This is a genomic window from Prosthecobacter sp. GW821-HT29F12 (assembly GCF_058803405.1).
On sequence record NZ_CM179517.1, the window covers coordinates 6,758,105 to 6,773,350 of the forward strand.

General features: G+C 59.8%; 12 protein-coding genes and 1 other RNA gene. 8 read left to right on the forward strand and 5 right to left on the reverse strand.

All coding sequences use genetic code 11. From position 1 onward, the window contains the following. The first annotated feature begins 25 nt into the window (after positions 1–25). The 4 genes from gcvP to AC3RLQ_RS27945 are packed head-to-tail and all read left to right on the forward strand — an operon-like array spanning position 26 to position 4,919. Positions 26–2,854 (forward strand): aminomethyl-transferring glycine dehydrogenase, encoded by a 2,829-nt coding sequence (gene gcvP / locus AC3RLQ_RS27930; protein ID WP_493031906.1) that lies wholly within the window; start codon positions 26–28, stop codon positions 2,852–2,854. A 25-nt stretch (positions 2,855–2,879) separates the two neighbouring features. Beyond that, positions 2,880–3,923 carry a sulfatase family protein gene (locus AC3RLQ_RS27935; RefSeq protein WP_493031907.1) on the forward strand — a complete coding sequence of 348 codons (1,044 nt, stop codon included), beginning with the start codon at positions 2,880–2,882 and terminating at the stop codon, positions 3,921–3,923. Beyond that, a complete protein-coding gene (locus tag AC3RLQ_RS27940; RefSeq protein WP_493031908.1) occupies positions 3,898–4,407 on the forward strand; it encodes a hypothetical protein in 510 nt (169 codons plus the stop codon). The genes AC3RLQ_RS27935 and AC3RLQ_RS27940 overlap by 26 nt, the downstream gene beginning before the upstream one ends. A 44-nt stretch (positions 4,408–4,451) precedes the next feature. Then, positions 4,452–4,919 carry a DUF3828 domain-containing protein gene (locus AC3RLQ_RS27945; protein ID WP_493031909.1) on the forward strand — a complete coding sequence of 156 codons (468 nt, stop codon included), beginning with the start codon at positions 4,452–4,454 and terminating at the stop codon, positions 4,917–4,919. Positions 4,920–4,933: 14 nt separating this feature from the next. Here AC3RLQ_RS27945 and AC3RLQ_RS27950 read toward each other — a convergent pair whose 3' ends face one another. Continuing rightward, entirely contained in the window at positions 4,934–5,407 is a 474-nt protein-coding gene (locus AC3RLQ_RS27950) for an EF-hand domain-containing protein (RefSeq protein WP_493031910.1), read from the reverse strand. A gap of 111 nt (positions 5,408–5,518) precedes the next feature. Between AC3RLQ_RS27950 and rnpB the strand changes: the two genes are divergently transcribed. Continuing rightward, an RNA gene (gene rnpB / locus AC3RLQ_RS27955) (RNase P RNA component class A) lies at positions 5,519–5,958 on the forward strand. A 98-nt stretch (positions 5,959–6,056) separates the two neighbouring features. Here the strand turns inward: rnpB and AC3RLQ_RS27960 are convergent. The 3 genes from AC3RLQ_RS27960 to AC3RLQ_RS27970 all read right to left on the reverse strand — a co-directional run bounded on the left by AC3RLQ_RS27960 (position 6,057) and on the right by AC3RLQ_RS27970 (position 11,183). Next, a complete protein-coding gene (locus AC3RLQ_RS27960; RefSeq protein WP_493031911.1) occupies positions 6,057–8,777 on the reverse strand; it encodes an autotransporter-associated beta strand repeat-containing protein in 2,721 nt (906 codons plus the stop codon). A gap of 212 nt (positions 8,778–8,989) precedes the next feature. After that, a complete protein-coding gene (locus AC3RLQ_RS27965) occupies positions 8,990–9,772 on the reverse strand; it encodes a 3-keto-disaccharide hydrolase (RefSeq protein ID WP_493031912.1) in 783 nt (260 codons plus the stop codon). 88 nt (positions 9,773–9,860) lie between these two features. Next, entirely contained in the window at positions 9,861–11,183 is a 1,323-nt protein-coding gene (locus tag AC3RLQ_RS27970) for a hypothetical protein (RefSeq protein WP_493031913.1), read from the reverse strand. Between the two features lie 86 nt (positions 11,184–11,269). On the opposite strand from AC3RLQ_RS27970, the gene tsaA reads away from it, so the two are divergent. Both tsaA and AC3RLQ_RS27980 read left to right on the forward strand, forming a co-directional pair. Continuing rightward, positions 11,270–11,944: a tRNA (N6-threonylcarbamoyladenosine(37)-N6)-methyltransferase TrmO gene (gene tsaA, locus AC3RLQ_RS27975; protein WP_493031914.1), complete on the forward strand. Its 675-nt coding sequence runs from the start codon at positions 11,270–11,272 to the stop codon at positions 11,942–11,944. A gap of 19 nt (positions 11,945–11,963) precedes the next feature. Continuing rightward, positions 11,964–12,854, forward strand: a complete 891-nt coding sequence (locus AC3RLQ_RS27980) for a phosphotransferase (RefSeq protein WP_493031915.1) — start codon at positions 11,964–11,966, stop codon at positions 12,852–12,854. A 6-nt stretch (positions 12,855–12,860) separates the two neighbouring features. On the opposite strand, the gene AC3RLQ_RS27985 is transcribed toward AC3RLQ_RS27980, so the two are convergent. Then, positions 12,861–13,466, reverse strand: a complete 606-nt coding sequence (locus tag AC3RLQ_RS27985; RefSeq protein WP_493031916.1) for a hypothetical protein — start codon at positions 13,464–13,466, stop codon at positions 12,861–12,863. A gap of 144 nt (positions 13,467–13,610) precedes the next feature. On the opposite strand from AC3RLQ_RS27985, the gene AC3RLQ_RS27990 reads away from it, so the two are divergent. After that, positions 13,611–15,245: an RNA polymerase sigma factor gene (locus AC3RLQ_RS27990; protein WP_493031917.1), complete on the forward strand. Its 1,635-nt coding sequence runs from the start codon at positions 13,611–13,613 to the stop codon at positions 15,243–15,245. The last annotated feature ends 1 nt before the right edge of the window (position 15,246 follow it).

Sequence of the window (15,246 nt, forward strand, 5' to 3'; positions counted from 1 at the left end):
GCCTCCTCAAACCGCTCCGATTTCGATGCCCACAAACTTTTCCCGCCGTCACATTGGTCCCTCCGCCGCCGAGGCGGAGAGCATGCTGCAAACGCTCGGTTTCAAAACGCTCGATGAGCTTATCGACCAGGTGGTGCCGGAAGGCATTCGCGCGCGTGAGCCGCTCAATCTGGCACCCCCGCTGAGCGAGGAGCAGGCGCTGCGCCGCATGCGGCAGATCATGGGCCTGAACAAGGTGATGCGTTCGTTCATCGGGCTCGGCTTCCATGACACCTTCACACCGCCGGTCATTCAGCGGAACATCCTCGAAAATCCCGGCTGGTACACGGCCTACACACCTTATCAGGCGGAGATCGCGCAGGGCCGTCTTGAGGCATTGATCAATTTTCAGACGATGATCCGCGACCTCACGGCGCTGGATGTTGCGAACGCCTCGCTGCTTGATGAAGGCACCGCTTGTGCTGAGGCACTGGGACTGGCCGTGGCGCAGGCGGCTGGAGCATCACGCGTGTTTGTCTCCGACCAGTGCCACCCGCATAACATCGAGGTGGTGCGCACGCGCATGGATGCGCTGGGCATCCGCGTGGAGGTGGGGGATGTGCTCAAATGGAAGCACGATGGCACCAAGGGGCTGGCCGCCGTGCTTGTGCAATATCCTGACACGCTGGGGGTCATTCATGATTTTGCCGAGTTGGCGAATGAGACCCATGAGGCGGGCGCTTTGCTCGTCGTCAGTGCTGATCTGCTGGCGCTCACGGTGCTGCGGCCACCGGGGGAATTCGGAGCGGACATCTGCGTGGGCAACAGCCAGCGCTTTGGCGTGCCACTGGGTTTTGGCGGGCCGCATGCCGCCTTCATGGCCGTGCGTGATGCGTTGAAGCGCCGGCTGCCCGGCCGCTTGATCGGTGTATCCAAGGATGCCGCGGGCAGGCCTGCCTATCGGCTTTCCCTGCAAACGCGTGAGCAGCACATCCGCCGTGAGAAAGCCACCAGCAACATCTGCACCGCGCAGGTGCTGCTTGCCGTGATGGCTTCCATGTATGCCGTGTATCACGGGCCACAGGGACTCAAGACCATCGCGCACCGTGTGCATGACGCAGCGGTCTGGCTGGCAGGCGAGCTGATACGTGCGGGACTGGATGTACTGAGCGACGACTTCTTTGACACGCTGAGCGTGCGCGTGCCGAACGCCGATGATTTGCTCAAGCGTGCGCTGATCTTCGGCATCAATCTACGCAAGATCGACGCCACCACGGTGGGCGTCGCTTTGGATGAACGTGTGCGGGAGGAAGAGCTGCTCAACCTGCTCACAGCCTTTGGCATTTCCAAGGCGCAGCAGCCGCCGGTACTCGATGATGAAAATCCGCTGCACTGCTCCGCGCGGCACCACCGCAAGTCAGCGTTTCTGACGCATCCGGTGTTCAATTCTTACCACTCCGAGACGGAGATGATGCGCTACCTGCATCGGCTGGAGTCGAAGGACATCGCGCTGAACCGCAGCATGATTCCGCTGGGCTCCTGCACGATGAAACTGAATGCAGCGGCGGAGATGATGCCGCTGAGCTGGCCGGAGGTGAACGGCCTGCACCCCTTCGCGCCGCATGATCAGACCGAGGGCTACCGCTCGATGTTCAGTGACCTCGAAGGCTGGCTGGCTGAATGCACTGGCTTTGATGCGGTGTCATTGCAGCCGAATGCGGGATCTCAGGGCGAATACGCAGGCCTGCTGGCGATCAAACGCTTCCACGCCGCGCGTGGTGAGGACCACCGCGATGTCTGCCTCATCCCCACCTCGGCACATGGCACGAACCCGGCCAGCGCGGTGATGAGCGGATTCAAAGTCGTGCCGGTGACCTGTGACAATCAGGGCAATATTTCGGTCGATGATTTGAAGGCGAAACTGGAGGCGAACAAAGACAAGGTGGCCGCGCTGATGGTCACGTATCCTTCGACTCATGGTGTGTTTGAAGAGTCCATTGTCGAAATCTGTCGACTGGTGCATGACCATGGCGGCCAGGTTTACATGGACGGCGCCAACATGAATGCACAGGTGGGGCTGACTTCGCCGGGGCGCATCGGCGCAGATGTGTGCCATCTGAATCTGCACAAGACTTTCTGCATTCCGCATGGCGGTGGCGGGCCGGGCGTCGGGCCCATCGCGGTGGCCGCGCATCTGCGTGCGCATCTGCCGGGGCACCACACATGGCAGACGGACCGCCGTGAAGGCGCGGTTTGTTCCGCTCCCTGGGGCAGCGCCAGCATCTGCACGATCTCCTGGATGTATATCGCCATGATGGGGCCGCGTCTTGTCGATGCGACCAAGTACGCCATCCTCAATGCGAATTATGTCGCCAGAAAGTTGGAGGCGAATTTTCCCACGCTGTACAAGGGAACCAAGGGCTTCGTTGCGCACGAGTGCATCCTCGATTTCAGCCATTTCCACAAGGTCACGGTGGAAGATGTGGCGAAGCGGCTGATGGATTTTGGTTATCATGCGCCGACGATGAGCTGGCCTGTTTCTGGCACGCTCATGATTGAGCCCACGGAGAGCGAGAGCCAGGCGGAGATCGACCGCTTCTGCGAGGCGATGCAGTGCATCCACGCGGAGATGATCGGTGTCGAAAGCAGCACGTATCATCCCACGGACAACACGCTCAAGCAGGCCCCGCACACCGCCGCCGCTGTGACGAAGAGCGACTGGCCTCATGCTTACACGCGTGAAGCCGCCGCCTTCCCGCTGCCGTGGGTGCAGGAGTCGAAGTACTGGCCGCCTGTATCGCGCATCGACAACGTTTATGGTGACCGCCACCTTGTCTGCACCTGTGTGAGCGTGGAAGAAGCGGCTGCAAGTTGAGGACTTCTCATGCGTTTCACGGCGCATGAAAATCCATCTGGTCGTCCTTGCTGCTCTCGTCTTTGCTGCCGGCATCCGTGCTGCGGATGCAGCGCGTCCGAACATCCTCTTCATCATCTTTGATGACTGGGGCTGGCAGCATGCGGGTGCCTATGGCTGTGACTGGGTCAAGACGCCGAACTTTGACCGCGTGGCGAAGGAAGGGGTGCTGTTTAAGAACGCTTTCACCTCCAATCCGAAGTGCAGTCCGTGCCGCGCCACGATCCTCACAGGGCGGAATTCCTGGCAGCTTGAAGAGGCGGTTTGTCATGGCGGCATCTTCCCGCCGAAGTTTGCCGTGTATCCCGACCTGCTGGAAAAAGGCGGCTACACCGTGGGCCTCACTGGCAAGGGTTGGGGACCGGGTGAGTTCAAACTGGAAGGCCGCACGCGCAATCCGGCCGGGCCGGCGTTTGATGAGTTCAAACAAGAAGTGCCGGCGAAGGGCATTACCACCACGGATTACCCTCGCAACTTTGAGGCGTTTCTGGCGCAGCGCGACAAGGCGCAGCCCTTCTGTTTCTGGATGGGATTCAAGGAGCCGCACCGCTCTTATGAGCTCGATTCTGGTGTTCGTTTGGGCAAGAAACTTGAAGACGTGAAGGTGCCCGGTTACCTGCCTGACAACGCCACGGTGCGCGGTGATCTGGCTGACTATGCCATCGAGGTGGAATGGGGCGACAAGCAGATCGGACAGACGCTCGACCTGCTGGAGAAGTCCGGCCTGCTGGAGGACACGTTGGTGATTGTGACGTCGGATCATGGCATGCCGTTTCCACGGGTGAAGGGGCAGATTTATGAGGACGGCTATCATCTGCCGCTGGCCATGCGCTGGGGGAAGGGGATCAAGCCGGGGCGGGTGGTGGAAGATTTTATCAATGTGCGTGATCTTGCGCCCACGTATCTCGAACTGGCTGGACTGCCGAAGCATGAGCAGATGAGTGGCAGCAGTTTGGTGAACATCCTGCGCAGTGAGAAGAGCGGCTTTGTGGAAGACCGCAGTCATGCTGGCTGGCAAGGAGCGCCATGATCTGGGGCGTCCGAACGACTGGGGCTATCCTGTGCGCGCCATCCGCACGCCCGAGTTTTTCTACAGCCACAATTACCACCCGGAGCGCTGGCCCGCCTGCAATCCCGAAACCGGCTACGGCAACTGCGATGACGGGCCGACGAAATCATGGATCGTGGAGAACAAGGGGTTCTTCTATGATCTCGCCTTCAACTACCGCCCGGAGGAAGAGCTCTATAACATTGCCGAAGATCCCGAGTGCCTGAAAAATCTGGCCAAGGTGCCCGAGTCCGCCGCGAAGAAACAAGAGCTGCGGGCGAAGCTGGAAGCCATGCTCAAAGTGGAAAAAGACCCGCGTGTGCTTGGCAATGGAGCGATTTTTGACACCTATCAGTATGTGGGAAATCACAGCAAGAAAGGCTTCGCGGAGTGGGAGGCCCGCCAGCGCGGCGTGCCGCTGCCTGAAGCGCCCAAGAAGAAGGGCAAGAAGGAAGCTGACGAGTGAGATGATGAACTCGACTTTGGCGCGTTTGCGGCGATAACAGCCGCATGCGCCTCCTGACTCTGCTCCTGCTGTTTGTTTCCTGCGGTCTGACTCTTCACGCTGCTGACAAGGCAGCCACGCCAGATGTGCTGGTCGCGGAGCTCTACAAGTCGGAGAAGAAAAAGGCGTCACCCTTTTTCCAAGACAAGGACCGGGCGCTGGTGGACCACTACTTCACGAAGGAACTCGGGGATCTCCTCTGGAAGGACACCATCGACTCCAAAGGCGAAGTCGGCGCGCTCGATGGCGACCCGCTCTACGATGCCCAGGACATGGAGATCAAAAACTTCGTGATCCACCCGGCTAAGATTGAAGAGGGCAAGGCCACCGTCCTGGTGACCTTTGTGAACTTTGAAGAGAAGAAGCGCATCACCTTCCACTGCGTGCAGCAGGGCGGCGCATGGAAGATCAGCGACATCCAGTACGCGGACTATGCGCTGCTGAAGCTGCTCAAGGACAGCGTTGGGAAGTAAGGATCGCTGCCAGCTTATTTGGCGTCGCCTTCTTTTGGTGCTTCCGGCGGACGACGGAACTTGCTGCCACATTCCGTGCTGGGGCCAGCAGCACCGGGGAACCCGCCTGATTTGCCCTTGCGCTCCTGCATGGCTTTCATGGCGGCAGCTTTTTCGTCGGGATCGAGGACGCCGTTCTTGTTGGCGTCAAATTTTTGCAGAAGCATCGCCTGCATCGGGCCACCGCCTTTCGTGGGTTCGCCGGGGGAGCCGCCTTTGGGGCCGCCGCCACGGCGTTCCTGCATGGCTTTCATGGCGGCAGCTTTTTCATCGGGATCGAGCGTGCCGTTTTTATTGGCGTCAAACTTCTGCAGCATCATCTCCTTGATCTTCTCACGGCCCTGGCCGCCGGTGCCTGCACCATCAGGGCGTTGCTTCGGGGCGTCTTCGGCATGGGTCAGAGAGAAGCTGACTGTGAGAGCGAGCAGAAAAGAAGGCAGGAGTTTCATGGCGCGGTGGTGGGTGGATGCGGTTCAACACCGGAGACGGGGAATAAGTTTCGCGGCATCTTTCCACGTACACCCGGCTTGCCCTTTTCGCTGAAGCCCTTACTCTCACGGCGGGTCGGTCGGAGTGATCGCTGGTATTTTTGCTGCAAGGCGGAGATGCCAGAGGAAAGTCCGGACACCACAGGGCAGCATGCCACATGAAAGTGTGGGGGCTGCGGTGCAAGCCGTAGTCACAGACAGTATCACAGAAAACAAACCGCCCTCCGTAGCTCGCAAGAGCGAAAGGGGGTAAGGGTGAAACGGCGGGGTAAGAGCCCACCGCCCCAACCGCGAGGAAGGGGGCACGACAAACCTCATGCGGTGCAAGACAGAACAGGAGAAAGGCCCGCCTGGCCGCAAGTCCCGCAAGGGATGGATACCTCCGGGTAATAGTCGCTCCACTGCGCAAGCGGGGGCAGGCTGAGCGATCAGCCTGACAGATAAATGATCACAGCCAGGTGTCGAAGGGCATCGGGGACACAGAATCCGGCTTATGAGGGCCGATCCACAATGAAGGCGTCGGGAGAAATCCCGGCGCCTTCGCCTTTGGTGACACAGGAGTGCGGTGCTGCACAGGCGGTTTCAAAATTGGTTTGATTGCTGACTTCCATCAACGAGTCCTGCGGCGGCGCAGCAATGCGATGCTGAGACCGATGAGAAGAAGGAGCGCGCGGGAGGGTTCCGGCACGACGACGAGGATGCCACTGGAAGCAAAGAAACTCATGTCCCAAACGAGGCCGCTGGCGGAGATGTCCGGCAGGTCGAGGTCGAATGCGCCATCCCCCGCGCCAGTGCGATAATTGGTGCCAAGATTCGAGGAAGCGTTGAAGGTGGTCTGCCAGTCCACCAAGTTGAAGATTTGCCCGTAGGTCGGCGTGATGCCATTGGCCAGGACGGTGATGGCGGCACCCACGGCCTGGGTGATGCTGCCGGAAGAAATCAGTCGGTCGTGGTCGCCGGTGGAGGCGGTGGCGAAGCCTTGGATGTAAGTGTTGTAGCCGGCGGTGCCGACATCATTGCCGCCAAAGCTGTTGGTGCTGGTGAAGGTGGGCGTGCCCAGATCAAACACGGTGGTGGAACCTGAGGCGAGAGTGAGGTTTCCAGTCACCGTCAGAGTCTGGGTGACATCGCCGCCGGTGGTGCCCATGGAGAGTGTGGCACCACTGTTGATCGTGGTGGCTCCGGAAACGGTGCCGCCGCCTTGCAGGGTCTGGCCGGACTTCACGGCATAGCCGCCGCTGACACTGGCCACATCAAACGTGGCACCGCTGGCGACGGTGATGGCGGGAGAGGCATCAATGGAACCTGTGCTGCCAAGGCGCAGCGTCCCCGCCTGCACCCCAGTGGCGCCGGTGTAGGTGTTCACCGCCGTGAACACCAGGGTGCCGGCACCGGTCTTGGTGACGCCGCCAGCCGTGGGAGTGGAATCGTCATTCGTGACGGTGACCGTGGTGCTGACCACTGCGGCGTTGCTGGTGGTGGTGCCGCTGGTGATGTTGAACTCGCGCTGGCCACCATCAAGGTTCACCTGGGCCACGCCGATCGTGCCACCGCCCGCGTTGATGTTGTTCGTGCCGCTGGCGGTGAGCGTGCCGTCTAGCACCAGTTCACTGCCTTTGGCCGAGGCTGTGGTGCCTTTGGCAAGGCTGATGTTCTGGCCGGTCAGGCTGATGCCACCGTTGCCGGCCACACCTGCGGTGTAGCGGTTCATGCTGGTGGTGCTGTTGCCATTCAGCGCGATGGCAGTCCCCGTGAAGGAGCTGGCAAACTCGGTGTTGTAAACAGTCCAGCGACCGCCGCTGTTGAGACCGATGGTGTTACCGGCGGTGGCTCGAAGTGTTCCGGTGATGGTGACGATGGAACCATTTCCCTGATCCGGATTCACATTGCTGCCAGCGGCGATCTGATAGAGGTTGGCAAAGGTCTCAGTACGGTTGTTGAAGTTGATGGTGCCACCATTGAGCGTGATGGAGGTGGTGTCTGCGAGCTGGTCATTGAGCGTGGTGTAAGCAAGCTTGCCGCCGGAGTTGATCTGGATGTCTCCGGCGATCGCATTCACGCCTGCATTTTTGCCGACTTGAAGAATGCCGGCCGAGATGGTGGTGAGGCCGGTGTAGGTGTTGGCGTCTTCACCGGAAAAAAGCAGTGTACCGCCCCCGGTCTTGGTCAGCCCGGCAGAGCCTGTGCCGACGATGGCAATACCGACGTTGGTGACATCCGTGCTCAATATCGTGGTGACATTCCAGGTGCGCGTGGCGCTGCCGAGATCCACCTGCGCCACACCGACATTGGTGCCATTCTTATTGAAGGTGTTCACACCTGTGGCGGTGACGTCGCCGTTGAGGACGATCTTGCTGCCCTTGGCCGTGGAGTTTCCTGTGTTGCCCGTGTTGAGGCTGATCGTTCGACTCGTGATCGAAAGCCCGCCAGTGCCGACCACGAACTGCGAGATGACGACGCTGCTGTTGCCTGTCATGGAAAGTGCGGTGCCGCTGCCGGTGAAAACGACTGTGTTTGCAGACCAGTTGGCGCCGCTGTTCAGCCCCAGATTGGTGTTGCTGGTGACGGTGAGAGTGTCGGTGATGGCAAAGGTGCCGCCATTGGAGCTGGTGCCGCCATTGTTGGTGCCGCCATTCAGGGTGAGATTGCGAATGGTTTCCGTTTGCGCACCAATCCAAAGCGTGCCGGTGTTCAATGTCACGCTGGCCGTGTCAGCGATCTGGTTGGCCGCAGTCCATTGGAGGGTGCCGCCGTCGATGATGACATCTCCATTGATGGCTGCGAGGCCGGCTGTTTTTGACATTTTCAGGGTGCCTGCGGAAACGGTTGTTGTGCCGGTATATTCATTGGCCAGGGTGCCCCCCAGCACCAGAATGCCGGCACCCGTTTTGGTAAGTCCCTGAGTGCCGGCGACGACGGCGGTGATGGTGGCGGCGGTTGCTGAGTCCAGATTGACCAGAATGACAGGCGTGTGATCGCCGGTGAGCGTGAGCTTGTTGGTCGCCGTACCTGTGATCGTGTAAGTGCCGGAGCCTGCGGGATTAAACGTGAGGTCGCTGGCGGAAATGGGCGATGTGAGCGTGATGGTGCCCGCTGCGCCACTGGCATTGCCAAAGGTGGCGCTGTCCGGTGTGGTGCTGCTCCAGATCTGGTAGTTTGTGCCATCGTACCACCGGTTGGTGTCCGAGTTGTTCCAGTTGCCCCCTCCATCCTGAAGGCCTGTGGTGCTGGTGTTTCCATCCCAGATCAAAGTGCTGGCGGAGGTCTGCGTTACGATGGCGAAGAGAATGAGGGCTGGAATAATTCTCCAGGAAGTCAGAACACAAAACATGGGTCAAAAAAGGGGGGGGCTTTAATGACACACGACAGCTGCATAGCGATGAGAAACGGGCTTATTCCGAATCAAAAAAAATCAAAAACGCATCAGTTAAAGTTTCCGGTTAACAGGATGTGGTGGCATGCGCCACAAGTTATGGGTGCCAAAAATTCCGACACGCAGTGACCGTTTTCAAAGCCATGCAACGTGTGCAAGTGAGCGACTGATTACTTCGCAGCTTTCTTCGGTTTGCCTCCCTGCGGCACGACCTTCACGGCGTCTGTCGGGATCGGCGCTTCGGCGGCCGTCTTGATTGGCAGATCAGCGGGGAGGTGCTTCACGAAAAAGTCTTTGTACTGAATCTTCATGGCGGGGCCGACGTGGACCTGCACGGCGATGACGCCTTCGAGGGCGCGGCCTTTTTCATCAAGGTCGATGACGTCCACGGTTTGCACGCCGTCGATCCAGTGCTGGTGGTGATTGCCTTCAACGAGGATGCGGTAGTCGTGCCATTGGTCGGCGGGGAAGTTTTGGATGGGCAGCTTCCCAACGACCCAGGGCTGGCCCTGCGGATCGATGATGACCTTCTCGCCGGTGTGAGCGAGGATGCGGCGGCCACGCTCCTCGTAGAGCATGCCGTTGTAGTCATCCTTGGCGGGGACAACATCGCACTGATAACCGGTGACGACCCACTCGCCGAGATCGGGGCGCTCCTGGCCGCGATACTGCAGGCCGCTGTTGCCGCCGGGGGTGACTTTCACCTTCACGCGCAGCTCGAAGTTCTTCACCTTGCCGTCTTTCCAGGTGATGAAGCGGTTGTAGTCCAGCTTGCCATCGGCGACGCCGGTGAGGCAGCCGTCTTCGACGGACCAGTATTTCTCGCTGCCGCTCCAGCCGCTGAGGTCTTTGCCATTGAATATGGGGGTGAAACCTTCCGGTGCCGCCTGGTCTTTGGCGGCGAGGGGTAAAACAACAGCGAGTGAGAAGAAGCAGAGGGCGGCGCGGAGCATGGTGATATTGAGGTGTGCGACTAAACGAAGGAAGAAGCCGACTCTTGTACAATGATTCAACCAAGGCAGTCGATCGCCTGCCCGCAACTCACTCCGGCTTGGCCGAGAGCTGAATGCTGCGCACTTTCATCCATGCACCCGCTTCGGCGCTGCCCACAGGGTCGATCCGCAGGCGGAGCATGCCGCCATGATAGGCAGGGACGGAGGACAGCGGGATGACATGACGGTGAAACTCATCGTCAGCGATGATGGGAAAGGAGATCTTGTTTTCTGACGAGTAGCCTTGCGTCCCATGCTGCTGCCACATCACGATGCCCTGTTTCTGCTTGGTATGAAATGCGGCATCAATGATGAGATACGGTGCATCGGCCGCCTGCCAGAAAGTCTGCGGGCTGATGAGTTGCGGATCATCCTGCTCAAGCTGTAGGTGCAGATGATCCTTCACCGGCCAGCCTGTGTCCCGGGCGTTTTGGTAGTGCCAGCCCTGGCGATCCTGCGTGAAACTCCAGGAGGGTGGTCCCTGCGGGCGGTGTGTGTCTGCGCGTGCGCGGATCTCCTGCACAGTGCCGAGCACGAGCTCGTAGCGGAATTCATAGACGATGTTGTGATCCAGAATTTCCAGAGCCTGTCCGGCAAGGTAGCCAGTGCTGTTGCCATGGGTGTCATTGGGGCCGGGCTTGCCGGCAAAGCCGCCGGTGAAGTGCACGCGCCCCGGAGTGATCAGTCCGAGGCCGTAATCTTTCTCATCAAGAAGCGCCGCCCAGCCCTCGGTGCCGGTCCAGAAAGACCACGGATGTTTGCCCTGAGGTGTGGGCGCTGCGGACACAGCATCCTGGGTGAAGGGCTTGTCATTCATGTAGCTGACCACACGAGGAAATGCGGCATTGGCATAGACGGCGGGAAGCTCCTGCAAGCGTGCGGGATACTGCGTGGTGTCGCTGCGTGTGTTCGTGAGCCGCGCCCGCGCCTTCACCACTGCGCCGTCAAGTTCCAGCCAGGAGTCGAAGATGCATTCTCCAGGCACGTTGTTGAGAGGCCATTGCAGCGGCACGCAGGTGAGGTGAATCTGCTTGCCGTCGTTTTCGTGCGTCAAAATGCGGCTGGCGTTTTTGAAATCGTCGCCCGTTTGAATCGGGTTCCAGCCGATGTGCCGCCAGTGCTCCGCGGGCTTCTGCCCGTCCGCTTCAAAGGGCACCGGGCCGGAGTAAAATGAAAGCTGCACCTGCCGCCCCAGATCGAAGTTGTTGATCACATTCGCACCGTCCTTCACGCTGGCCAGAAAGGTGATGGCACCGCCATGATCAAGATCCACGCCCAGCTTGATGCGGTCGTTCTCCAGCCAGCTCATGCGTTCGGCATGGAGGGGGGGCGATAGGAGCAGAATGGAGAGCAGCAGGCGGGCGGGGGGCATGTGTGATGAAGATGAGGTGGGCGTCCGATTCGGCAAGTGATGAAGAAAATGGATGCGAACAAGCAAGTGCGCGCTCACTTCGTCTCATGATTTCATTGAACATCATCGCCACGCTGCGCACCTGTTACACCGACAAGTTCGGTGTGCCACGGCAGCCCGGGCTGGTGCCCAGTGCCTGGGGTGTGGTGGAGTTTGAGCCGGCGTACCGGCGCATGGAGGCGGTGCGCGGCATCGAGCAGTTCAGCCACCTGTGGCTCATCACGCAGTTTCATCTGGTCATCGAAGAACCGACATCGCTCACCGTGCGCCCGCCACGACTCGGGGGCAATGAACGGCGCGGGGTGTTCGCCACGCGCTCACCCTTTCGGCCAAACCGGCTGACCCTCAGCGTGGTGAAGCTGGATCGCGTGGAAACCGAAGGCGATGCCGCGCCACGCCTTTTTGTGTCGGGAGTCGATCTCGTAGATGGTACGCCGATTCTCGACATCAAACCCTACGTCCGCTATGCCGACTCGATTCCGGAGGCTATCAGCGCTTTTGCGAATGAGGCACCGCAGCGACTGCCTGTGCGCTGGGACTGCGACAGCCGCGTGCCGGATGACGTGCGCGTGATCATAGACGAATCCCTCGCCCTGCAGCCACAGCCGGCCTATCACGACGACGAAGCTCGCGAGTATGCCACGGAGATTGCCGGCTGGCGCGTACGCTGGGCAGCGACGCTCGCAGGGGCGTGCGTAAAATCGTGCGAGTGGGTGGGCTGAATTCTGGTGCTTTCATTTTATGACTGACATTGAACTTCCCACCCGCGCCGCCACGGAAACAGCCATCGCCCATGGCATCACGCCGGACCGCTGCGACATTCTTCAAAACGGCAGCACGCTGGTGCTGCGCCTCACCGAAACACTGGTGGCACGCGTGGTACAGGATGTGGACGGGCCAAGGCAGGGCACGGAGTGGTTTGCGCGGGAGAATGCCATCGCCCACCATTTGACGGAGAGCGGCGCACCGGTGATCCCGCTGCACCCCGATCTTCCGCCGGGGCCCCATGAGCATCTGGGCTATCCGATGAATTTTTGGCAGTTTGTCACTCGCGTGGATACCGAGCCTGATGCTAGTGAAATCGGGCACACGCTGTGCCAATGCCACGACATCATGCGCCGTTTTGAGGAGCCACTTCCCAAGCTGGCGATCCTCACGGAAAGCCTCGAGATTTTGCAAAACCGTGAACTGTTTCCTTCAGACACGCAGCAGATGCTGAGGGATCACCTCACGCGCTCCATCGAGGTGCTCAACCGCTATCCGCATCAGGCTCTGCATGGAGATGCCCACATGGGCAACCTCATGAACACCACGCGCGGACTGTTGTGGACCGATTGGGAAGACACCTTCGCGGGGCCCATCGAATGGGATGTAGCCTCCATCATCTGGAATGCGCAAATTTTGGAAGACGACCACGCCACCGTGCAGGCGATATGTGATGCGTATTGCGAGGCAGGAGGGAGCATTGACGCCTGCGCCTTGCAGCAAAGCCTTATCGGTCGTGCGGCTGTGATGACCGCCTGGTATCCGATCCTCTACCCGAATCCAAACGAGGAGCGCCAATCGAGACTCCAGCGACGCATCGAATGGCTCCAGAAGGTCACTGATGGAGCCAGCATTGGCCTGGCTTGAACGGCTTCAGCGCTGCTCCCACTTCTGCTTTTCCACTTTCAAATCGATTTCCCAGCGACCTGTTGTGGCGTTTTTCTTCATGTCATGCTGGAGAACATTCGCTCCCGTGCCGGTCAGTTGCATGCCTTTGGGATCGTCAGGAAAGGACCAGCTATGCGTTTTATCATTGAACTTGAGCATCTGGTCAAAGCGACCGTTGGAACCTGCTACGTAGGCAGTCTGGCCCATCAATGGACCGGCTTTGACCAGATCCAGTTCAATCCAATAAAAGGCGCGGCGCCCCAGCAGTTCCATCTCGATGCCGACCTCGATTAATTGCGATGCTGAGCGGAAGAAGGCGGAGCCGGTTTGAATCTTCCGCTCCTTGATGGGAGCATCAATGGTGTAGCTCACGCGGCCATCGCTGTCGGTGGTGAGGTTTTTCCCCGCATTCGGAGCGCGTGAGTCTTTCTCGCTGCCAATGATCATACGCACGGGCATGCCAGAAATCGCACGGCCATCCTCATGCACAAATTGAGCTTTCACCTGAATCGGTTCAGCCGATGTCTGCTGGAGTGCTCCGAAAAGGCAGGTGAGCAGGCCGGTGAAGAAAGAATAGCCGGGGAGTTTCATGGCGGAGAGCTTTGGCGCGGCGGATTGGATAAGATAGCGCTAGTTTTCGCCTTGCGTGGATGGTGCTGCGTTGTGTTTGACGTTTCGCGTGAAAGCACACATTTTTTGTCACCGCGCATGCAGCGGCGACCACTGGAGGATGACATGAATACTGCAACTCTCATCCCTGGAACTACAGACGACACTCAACTCGTGGAACTCAGCCTGCTGGGCGACACACAGGCCTTCGGCCGCATCGTGGAGCGGCACCAGTCGCTCGTCTGCGGGCTGGCCTACAGCGCCTGCGGCAATGTGCATGTGAGCGAAGACCTGGCTCAGGAAACCTTTATCACCGCATGGAAGCAGCTGCGCAATCTGCGAGAGAAGGGCAATCTTCGCGGCTGGCTCTGCGGTATCGCCCGTCATGTCATCCATAATTTCCTGCGCCGGCAGCAGCGTACACCCACAGCGATGGCGGCAGAACTGGATGAGGTGATGCATCCGGCATCAGACGAACTTTCGCCCGATGAGTGCGCGATCAATGAACAGGAAACGGCGATGCTCTGGAGCGCGCTGCAGACCCTGCCATCGAACTATCGAGAACCCATGGTGTTGTATTATCGTCAGCAGGAATCCGTGGGCGCGGTGGCGGAGTCTCTGGGGCTGTCTGAAGACGCGGTGAAGCAGCGTCTGGCGCGTGGCCGTGCGATGCTGGCGGAGCACGTGGAGCGCAGGCTGGGAAACACGCTGCGCCAGACCATGCCCACCGCAGCCTTCACCTGCGGCGTGCTCGCGGCGCTGCCGCTGGCCACCACATCTGCCTCCGCCGCCACTGCCGGAGTGACGCTGGTCAAAGGGGGTGCAAGCGGCAAGACCTTCCTTGTCTTTTTGATGAACGGGGTGCTGAGCCCGCTGCTTGCTTTTGTGGCCGCAGGCATCGGCTACAAGGTGAGCATGGACAGCGCGCGGTCCGTGGAGGAGCAGCAGATGATCAAGAAGTTCTTCCTGGTGGTGCTGGGAGGGATCCTCTTTTTCTGCGCGTTCACGGCGGCACTTATATACAACGGCAAATGGCTGGCTCTGCAGCATCCTGCAGCATACGTCACCCTGCTGACGGTGATGATCGCGGCATGTCTGCTCTTCTGTTTAGGTGGTTTGGTATGGGGTTTTCGGCAGAACCGGAAAGTGGCATTCCAGGAAGCGGCGGTCCAAGAAGCGCCGAGTCTGTCCATTGGAAAATGGGGCGTGCCGGAGCTCGAGTATCGCAGCAAGTGGATGCTGCTGGGGCTGCCTCTTGTGCACTTGCGCTTGGGCCGGAAACGCGGTGAGCCTATCCGCCCTGTGAAGGCATGGTTCGCGGTGGGAGACTTTGCCATCGGGGTGATCGGGGCTTTTGGTGCCTGCACCATTGCGCCCATCAGTCTGGGGGCCTGTTCATTGGGGCTGGTCTCATTGGGCGGACTGGCGACAGGCGTGGCCTGCTGGGGCGGCCTCGGAGTCGGCGTATGGGCCATTGGTGGCTGCGCCCTCGGCTGGAATGCCTACGGCGGCTGTGTCGTGGGCTGGGAGGCGGTGCAGGGCGCCTTGGTTGCCGCGCATCATTATGCACTGGGTGACGTGGCCGTAGCGCAGCATGTGAATGATGCTGCTGCCAGGGCGGTGATGAAGCAGAGCGTGTTTTTCCAGTTCACCCGCCAGGCGATGAAATACGCGGTCCTGCTCAATATTTTCTGGTTCCTGCCGCTCGTGTTGCTCTGGCGCAAATCACGGCAAATGCAGCGCCGGGCGGGCACGGCATAGC

What these genes read in the sequence shown, in the direction of transcription:
- AC3RLQ_RS27960 (WP_493031911.1), bottom strand. Translation starts at nt 8,777, where the DNA reads ATGTTTTGTGTTCTGACTTCCTGGAGAATTATTCCAGCCCTCATTCTC.
- AC3RLQ_RS27980 (WP_493031915.1), top strand. Translation starts at nt 11,964, where the DNA reads ATGACTGACATTGAACTTCCCACCCGCGCCGCCACGGAAACAGCCATC.
- AC3RLQ_RS27985 (WP_493031916.1), bottom strand. Translation starts at nt 13,466, where the DNA reads ATGAAACTCCCCGGCTATTCTTTCTTCACCGGCCTGCTCACCTGCCTT.
- AC3RLQ_RS27990 (WP_493031917.1), top strand. Translation starts at nt 13,611, where the DNA reads ATGAATACTGCAACTCTCATCCCTGGAACTACAGACGACACTCAACTC.
- AC3RLQ_RS27940 (WP_493031908.1), top strand. Translation starts at nt 3,898, where the DNA reads ATGCTGGCTGGCAAGGAGCGCCATGATCTGGGGCGTCCGAACGACTGG.
- tsaA (WP_493031914.1), top strand. Translation starts at nt 11,270, where the DNA reads ATGATTTCATTGAACATCATCGCCACGCTGCGCACCTGTTACACCGAC.
- AC3RLQ_RS27970 (WP_493031913.1), bottom strand. Translation starts at nt 11,183, where the DNA reads ATGCCCCCCGCCCGCCTGCTGCTCTCCATTCTGCTCCTATCGCCCCCC.
- AC3RLQ_RS27935 (WP_493031907.1), top strand. Translation starts at nt 2,880, where the DNA reads ATGAAAATCCATCTGGTCGTCCTTGCTGCTCTCGTCTTTGCTGCCGGC.
- gcvP (WP_493031906.1), top strand. Translation starts at nt 26, where the DNA reads ATGCCCACAAACTTTTCCCGCCGTCACATTGGTCCCTCCGCCGCCGAG.
- AC3RLQ_RS27965 (WP_493031912.1), bottom strand. Translation starts at nt 9,772, where the DNA reads ATGCTCCGCGCCGCCCTCTGCTTCTTCTCACTCGCTGTTGTTTTACCC.
- AC3RLQ_RS27945 (WP_493031909.1), top strand. Translation starts at nt 4,452, where the DNA reads ATGCGCCTCCTGACTCTGCTCCTGCTGTTTGTTTCCTGCGGTCTGACT.
- AC3RLQ_RS27950 (WP_493031910.1), bottom strand. Translation starts at nt 5,407, where the DNA reads ATGAAACTCCTGCCTTCTTTTCTGCTCGCTCTCACAGTCAGCTTCTCT.